Raw genomic sequence first — 6,000 nt, forward strand, 5'->3', positions numbered from 1 at the left:
GGAGGCAACCGTCCGGCCGACGCCTCAGCCGCCTACCGTCCGGCCAACGCCTCAGCCACCTGCCGGTGCAACCCGCGGCACCGCCGGCGCGGTGTGCGGAAGACGCGGAGCGGGCCAGTCCGGGTCCCACCGCCAGGACGACCACGAGGCCGCGTCGGCGAACGGGCCGGAGCGTTCCGCGATCATCGCCAGGACCTGTTCGCGAGCGGCGTCCACGGCATGGTGTTCGGCGTCGGTGACGATGCCGAGCCGCCGCACTTGCGCGTACTCGTCTTCGTCCTTCCAGTGCCAGCCGGTCAGGTCGGGGGCGACGACCAGGTCCAAGGTCAGGTCGAAGGTGTCGAACCCGGACGAGGTGCGGCGAGTGGGGTGCTCGAAATTCACGTACCAGTTCCGCAGCCCGTCGGCGGTGTAGAAGGCGTTGATGCTGAACCACGTCTCCGGGGGCTTCCACAGCAACAGCTCGGTCTCCTGCCACACCGCTGCCACAAGCTCCCACACGCCGGTGGCCATCACGTCGAAAGCCTTCGTGCGTGCCGACTGGTCGCCGTCGTCGCGGGCCTTGACGTACAGGGCCGGCCAGCGGGTCTCGGCTCCCGGCGCGCAGGCGGCGACCAGGGCCTCGCCCGTGTCGGCGACGACGCGCAGTGCGTGTTCGTTCCACACGCGTCCGGAGCGGTACACCTCCCGACGTACGACCGTCTGTCCCGCCTCGAAGGTGCGCACCCGTTCCACCCCTTTCGCCGCGGCCGGGCTGTCGGCGCGCGGCCACCAGCCCAGCGCAGATCGGGCCGTACGTGCAAGCCTCCTCCCGGCCCGGCGTGCCGCGGACCTCGACCCGGGAGAACGCATGCGAGCTCGGGTGTCCTCCTTGCACGGGTCGGCACTGCGGCCCGTCGGAGCGAGTCCGACGCTCCCTCACCCTGCGCCGCCGGTCAGCTGCCCGCCGGTGGTGCGGAGGCGCGCCCTCGCGAGGGCCTCCCGTCGCCTCCTGCCCCGCTCGGACCGGTTCCAGGCGTCTCCCGCCCCGCTCGGACCGGTTCCAGGCGTCTCCCGCCCCACCCGGACCGGTTCGAGGTGTCTCCTGGTCCGCTCAGACCGGTTCGAGGCGTCTTCTGGTCCGGTCAGACCGGTTCGAGGCGGCAGGTGCCCTCAAGGATGGCGAGTTCGTCGTCGGTGGCCTGGAGTTTCCACTCGGGGGCGACGGTGGCGTAGGTGGTGACGTCATGCCAGATGCCATGGGTGCGGAACAGCTGCCGAAGGGTGGCCTCCGGGCGCAGGCCGGCTGCTTGCATCACCGTGGTCATCCGGTGGTGGTCGCTGCGGTGGCCGGCCCAGATCCGATGCAGGCCCAGGTGTCCGAACCCGTAGGCCATGAGCAGGCGGCCCGCCTCGTGGCCGTGGCCGCTGACGGGAGCTCCGGGCAGGAGAGCGAGGCTGGTGAGCATGGCGTTGCTGCCGTAGTCCTCGACGAGGAGTCCCATGGTGCCGACCAGGGTGTCGTCGTCCGGTGCGCAGACGGCGAGTGTGTACTTGCGGCGCGGATGGGTGTGGGGCTGGGCAAGGCTTCGGGCGAAGGCGTCGTGGGCCTGGTCGGCGCTCAGGCGGTCGATCCCGAGGTAGCGGGTGAGGACGGGGTGGGTGAAGATCCGTGCGAAGGGCTCGTGGTCGCCCGCGTGCAGTTCTCGCAGCCTCAGGTGCTCGCCGCGGAGTTCCGGGACCCGGTTCACGGGGTGGCTCCGAGGGGGGAGGGCAGCGCCGCCCGGGCGGGGACGAGTTCGTCGAGGTCGACGCAGTGGCTCCCGGAGGGCAGGGGCTCTCCGAGCAGGATGCGGCGGGCGGCGTCGGTGACGAGGGCCGCACCGAGCATCACGCCGCTGGCCAGCTGGGGCCAGCTCGAAAGGGTGTGTCCGACGCGGCTGAGGGCGTCGGTCATGGCGGGGCTCAGCCGCCGTGCGCCGACGGCGTCGAGGAGGAACCGGATGGTCTGGTCGCGGTCGAGGCCCCGTACGTCGGCGGCGGTCGTGGTGCCGGCGCGGCCGTGGAAGAGCGGGCGGTCGGGTTCAAGGTCGAAGCGCTCGATGTCGAGCAGGCCGCGGTCGTTGGTGTCCATGAGGACGGGGATCCTCCGGAGGCGGGCGTGCTCGCGGGCGGCGACTTTCACCCAGGGTGTGTCGCACTCCTCGATCAGCAGGTCCAGGCCCCGGCCGTCCTCGCCGTCGGCGAAGAAGTCCTCGACGGTTTCCTCGGTGACGCCGCCGCGATGGATCTCGATGTCCAGGTAGGGATCCAGCTCGTACATGCGCCGGGCGCAGAGCACGCTCTTCTCCAGGCCGAGCTCGTGCACCCCGGCACGCAGCCGGTTCAGGTTGGACAGGCTGATCCGGTCGAAGTCAGCGAGCCGGAACGCCCCGCCGACGCCCTCCATCGCGCAGGTCAGGGCCGCGTTGCTGCCCACCGAAAGCCCGATCACGCCCACCCGGCGGCGCAGCAGCCCCTTCTGCTGCTCTCGGGTGATCTTGTCCCGGTTGCGGTCGGTACGGACCAGGCGGAACTCCGCCTCGGGAAGCACGTGGACCAGCCTTCCCGACCAGGGGTACCAGACCCATCGACCGTAGGTGTCCGGCCGGCCGTCGACGACCTCGGCGATCGCGCGTTCCATCGCCCGCGGTGCGAAGTCCTCCCGGGGTGCCCGGCTGCGGACCACTTCCGCCACCTGCTCCTCGATCCGGTCGTGCACCTCGCGTAGCCGGCCGGACCGGCGCAGCGCGGCCAGGGCGGCGGAGTCGGGAGGCTCGGTGGGATCCAGCAGCACCGGACGAAACGATTCATTGGCCTCGCCCGGCGAGGGCACAACGAAGTGGTCCGGCTCCGGGCCGGACTCGACAAGATGGGTCACGGCCAGGACGCTAGCAATCGGGGATCTTGGAAAACGGCGCGTCACCCGCAGTAGCGCGATCGAATTGATCTTCTATCCGGACGCGCCCCCTCGCGCGCCGTTCACGCGCCCTGGTCCGAGACCTTGGACCTGCCGAACCGGTACTGCCTGCCGGGCCCACAGGGTCGTCCCGTGTTCGACGGGCCGGTTCTGTCCTGCGGCCCGGTCCTGACGGCGAGCCTTGACGTGACTGCTTCCCGGTGGTGGAACCGCCGCGATCAGGATGCGGCGGGGACCGCCGTGTCCAGGCCGCGGGAGGCGACGACCTGCGCGCTGCCGTCGGCCAGGCGGTAGCACAGGCCCACCACCGCGGCCTGCCCGGCGGCGACCTTCTCGGCGAGAACCCGGGAGCGGTCCAGGAGCAGGTCGACCGTGTGCCTTATGTGCTCGGCGAGGATCTCCTCGGGCTCGACCTGTCCGGCGGCCCGCGCTGCCAGCACGCTGGGGGTCACGCGCTCGACGACGTCCCGGATGTATCCGGCCGGTGTCACACCGTTCTCCAGGGCGGCGCAGGCCGCGCCGACGGCGCCGCACGAGTCGTGGCCGAGGATCACCACCAGCGGACAGCCCAGTACGTCGACGCCGTACTCGATGCTCCCGAGCACCTCCGGACCCATGACGTGGCCCGCGGTACGGACGACGAAGAGGTCGCCGAGGCCGCGGTCGAAGATGATCTCGGCGGCCAGCCGGGAGTCGGAACACCCGAACAGCACGGAGAAGGGCTGCTGGGACGGTGCGATCTCGGCGCGGCGGGTCGCGTCCTGGTTCGGGTGCTCGGGGGAGCCTGCGACGAAGCGCTGGTTACCGGCCAGCAGCAGTTCGAAGGCGTCGCGGGGCGTCGGGGCGTTGATGTCGGTCATGACCGCAGCCTAGGACGCGGCACCGGCCGTCGCACCGCCTGGTCCCCCCGAGACTCACCGGGTCGGGCCACGCTGAACGCCTTGTGAGGGCTCGGGGCGCCGGACGGACGCCCGGGCCAAGCTGACCGCCTTGTGAGAGCTCGGGGCGCCGGACGGACGTCCGGGCCGCGGGTGTGGCCGCCCGCCGTGACGCGGTGCGGCCCCTGCCGGAGGCCGGTCAGGGCGCCGGTGGGCGTGGCGGGACCCGCAGGGCGAGCAAGGCGGTGTCGTCGCTCGCCCATCCTTCGCTGTGCGCGGTGAGGGTGCCGGCGAGGTGGCGGACCATGCCCGATGCGTCCAGGCCCGCGCAGTCGGCGAACGCGGCGGCCAGGGCGGCCTCGCCGAACAGCGGGCGCTCGCCGGACGTGGGGGTGCGCCGGGCGCGGGCTTCGGTGGCGCCGTCGGTGTAGAGCAGAAGCGCGTCGCCGGGGGCGAGGCGGAAACGGACGTCGGTGAGCTTGACCTCGGGCAGGACGCCGAGCAGGCTGCCCGGCCTGCCGATCTCCTGGACACGGCCGTCGGCGCGCCGGATCAGGGCCGGGGGGTGCCCTGCCGTGCACAACCGTCCCGCGATACCGCCCGGGGTGGTGCGGAAGGTGGCGTAGACGGCGGTCAGGAACCGTTCGCCCTGTCGCTGGTCGATGAGGGCGGAGTTCAGGTGCTCGAACACGGTGGCGGGCGAGAGGTGCTGGGTGGCCTCGGCGCGCAGGGTGTAGCGGGCGAGGGCGGTGACCTTCGCGGCCTCCACTCCCTTGCCGCACACATCGCCCATCACGGTGCACCACCACGGTCCCTTGGCATGGAAGAGGTCGTAGAAGTCGCCGACCACGCTCGTGCCGCCGGCCGCCGGGAGGTAGGAGGCCGCGGTCTCCAGGCCGGGCACCCGGCTCAGTACCGGGGGCAGCAGGCTGTCCTGCAGGCTGCGGGCCAGCAGGGTGGATGTCTCCAGCGCCTCGCGGGCGCTGGTCAGGGCGTCTTGCATGGTGGTGAGCGAGACACGCAGATTGATCTCATTGCTCACCGCGCGGGCCATGGTGGCCAGGGTGGCCAGTTCGGCGGGCTGCCAGGCGTGCCGGTTCTCGTCGATCACGCACATGCTGCCCAGCACCTCACCGCCCCGGCCCAGGACGGGGTAGCCGGCCCAGGCGCCGATCTTCATCGGTCCCAGCGCCGGATGACCGGCGGTCCGGGGATCAGCGGTGGCGTCCTCGACCACGAACGGAGCGCCGTCCAGACCGACCAGGAAGTAGCAGAAGCTCTCCGCGACCGGGTGCTGTCGCTGGGAGATGTCCGCGGCGTCCACGCCGACGCACGACTTCCAGAACGAGCGGTGCTCATCGACCAGCGTTATGAAGGCACGGCCGCAGCCGGTCACCGCCGCCGCCACCTGCGCGAGATCCTCGAACACGTCGTCCGGCCCGGTGCCCAGCAGTCCGGTCGCCTCCACGGCGGCCAGGCGTCGCGGATCCGACAGCGCCGCGGGCAACCCGTCGGGCCGGGTTCCCCCGACGAACATGGGCTGTACGGTCACGAGCATCCCCGCCCTCAGGCCACCGCCCGGGACCGGGCAGACACCGCCACGGCGGCCGTCCCACCCGCGCACCGCTGCGTCAAGAGATGTGACGCAGCAGCCACGGTATCCCACAGCACACGTGGCAGGCAGGCCGCAGGACCAGGCGGCGACCGTCCTGCCAGCACCCGCGGCCGACGACCCGTGCCCCGGTGCCTCGGGGGGGCAGCCGGCAGGAGCCGTCGTGGCACGCGGTGGCGACCACGGTGCCGCCGGTACGGAGGGAGCGTGGCACGCGGTGGCGACCACGGTGCCGCCGATACGGAGGGAGACGCGGCTCCTGGCGGGGAGCGGATGCCGTCAGGTGAGTCTGCTCTGGCCCGGGTCCACTCCGGCCGGGGCACTCGGCCCGGCGCGGTCGTCGCCGTCGCCGACCCGGCAGGCCGTGGAATCCCGGGTCGGCGCGGAGTGCGGGGGTGCCGGGGCGGCGCGACGTCGGCGCGAACTCGGCGGACGGGAACGACCGCCAGAACCGGCCACCCTCCTCGCCCAGGCGGGCCAGGGTCGTTTCCAGGCGGGCCAGGGTCGTTCCCTGGCGGGCCAGGGTCGTTTCCAGGCGGGCCAGGGTCGTTTCCAGGCGTGCCAGGGTCGTT

At 72.5% G+C, this 6,000-nt stretch carries 5 protein-coding genes; all 5 read right to left on the reverse strand.

The genetic code is table 11. From position 1 onward, the window contains the following. Window positions 1-51: 51 nt before the first annotated feature. Entirely contained in the window at window positions 52-726 is a 675-nt protein-coding gene (locus GT045_RS26635; RefSeq protein ID WP_345942768.1) for a DUF402 domain-containing protein, read from the reverse strand. A gap of 398 nt (window positions 727-1,124) precedes the next feature. Continuing rightward, a complete protein-coding gene (locus GT045_RS26640; protein ID WP_161335711.1) occupies window positions 1,125-1,730 on the reverse strand; it encodes a GNAT family protein in 606 nt (201 codons plus the stop codon). Next, a complete protein-coding gene (locus tag GT045_RS26645) occupies window positions 1,727-2,899 on the reverse strand; it encodes a ThiF family adenylyltransferase (RefSeq protein ID WP_345942769.1) in 1,173 nt (390 codons plus the stop codon). Before GT045_RS26645 ends, GT045_RS26640 begins: the two co-directional genes overlap by 4 nt. A 257-nt stretch (window positions 2,900-3,156) precedes the next feature. Then, on the reverse strand, window positions 3,157-3,798 hold the full coding sequence (locus tag GT045_RS26650) for a carbonic anhydrase (RefSeq protein WP_161287833.1): 642 nt from the start codon (window positions 3,796-3,798) through the stop codon (window positions 3,157-3,159). 217 nt (window positions 3,799-4,015) lie between these two features. After that, window positions 4,016-5,353, reverse strand: a complete 1,338-nt coding sequence (locus tag GT045_RS26655; RefSeq protein ID WP_202529052.1) for a GAF domain-containing SpoIIE family protein phosphatase — start codon at window positions 5,351-5,353, stop codon at window positions 4,016-4,018. Between the last annotated feature and the right edge of the window lie 647 nt (window positions 5,354-6,000).

The sequence above is a fragment of the Streptomyces sp. SID486 genome (genome assembly GCF_009865385.1).
Classification (GTDB): Bacteria; Actinomycetota; Actinomycetes; order Streptomycetales; family Streptomycetaceae; genus Streptomyces.